Raw genomic sequence first — 1,185 nt, forward strand, 5'->3', positions numbered from 1 at the left:
AATTCTTGATGATATCGGTGCGGAACAGATGTCAGCCTGGGTGCGAGATGAAATCTTACAGGTGATTCTGCAACACCGGATGCAGGAAAATCTCCCAACCTTCTTTACTTCTAACTTTAATTTTGAAGAGTTGGAGCGTCATTTTGCGGTTTCGCGCAATGGAGATGAAACATGGCAGGCCAAACGTGTCATGGAGCGCGTGAAATTTTTAGCCAAGGAAATCCATTTGGAAGGAGTGAATCGCAGATGAATGAAACCATCCGTTTAATGAAATCTCATTTTTCTGTTCGCCGTTTTAAGGAAGAAGCCATCAAAGAAGCTGACCTCAAGGAAATCTTATCAGCTGGGCAGATGGCATCAAGTTGGAAAAACTTTCAGTCTTATTCTGTGATTGTGGTCAAAAGCAAGGAAAAGAAAGAAGCTCTTTACGACTTGCTTCCTCAAGAAGCGATTCGCCAATCAGACGTCTTTCTTCTCTTTGTTGGGGATTTAAACCGCGCTGAAAAAGCTGTCAAACTCCATGAGCAGGATTTCCATCCTGAAGGGGTGGACAACTTACTGATCACCTCAGTGGATGCGGCTCTAGCAGCTCAAAATACGCTATTGGCAGCTGAAAGTCTCGGCTATGGTGGAGTGATTATCGGCATGTTGCGCTACTGTTCAGAAGAAGTCTCAGAACTCTTCCGTCTGCCAGACTATACCTACCCTGTTTTTGGGATTGCTCTCGGAGTACCCAACCAGCAACATGCAGTGAAACCACGCTTGCCATTGGAGCAGGTTGCTTTTGAAGAAGAATACCAAGAACAAGACCTATCAGTTGTGACTGCCTATGACAAGGTTCAGGCAGATTATGCTGGAGCGCGTGTAACAGACAGCTGGAGCGAGCGCCTTGCAACTCAATTTGGTCAACCTGAACAAGAAGAGACCAAAAAACTACTAGAAAAACACAAACTATTATGAAATGAAGAGAGGCGTTCTTGAATCGAAATTTCGCCTTTCATTAGAAAAGAGGAAATCATGGCCCTACCAACTATTGCGATTGTAGGCCGTCCCAATGTCGGAAAATCTACACTCTTTAACCGGATTGCCGGTGAGCGGATTTCCATCGTTGAGGATGTAGAAGGAGTCACTCGTGACCGCATTTATGCAACAGCTGAGTGGTTGAATCGAAAATTTAGTATCATT

General features: G+C 44.6%; 2 protein-coding genes and 1 pseudogene. All 3 read left to right on the top strand.

Annotated elements, in window-relative coordinates:
* Positions 1 to 250, top strand: a pseudogene (locus tag SPADD19_RS12240) (primosomal protein DnaI); the annotation flags it as partial.
* Entirely contained in the window at positions 247 to 960 is a 714-nt protein-coding gene (locus SPADD19_RS01110) for a nitroreductase family protein (RefSeq protein WP_003017354.1), read from the top strand. The pseudogene SPADD19_RS12240 and the gene SPADD19_RS01110, both read left to right, overlap by 4 nt.
* A 57-nt stretch (positions 961 to 1,017) precedes the next feature.
* A partial coding sequence (locus SPADD19_RS12245) for a GTPase (protein ID WP_241496460.1) occupies positions 1,018 to 1,185 on the top strand: 168 nt, incomplete at its 3' end.

The sequence above is a fragment of the Streptococcus parasanguinis genome (assembly GCF_001578955.1).
Taxonomy (GTDB): Bacteria; Bacillota; Bacilli; order Lactobacillales; family Streptococcaceae; genus Streptococcus; species Streptococcus parasanguinis_U.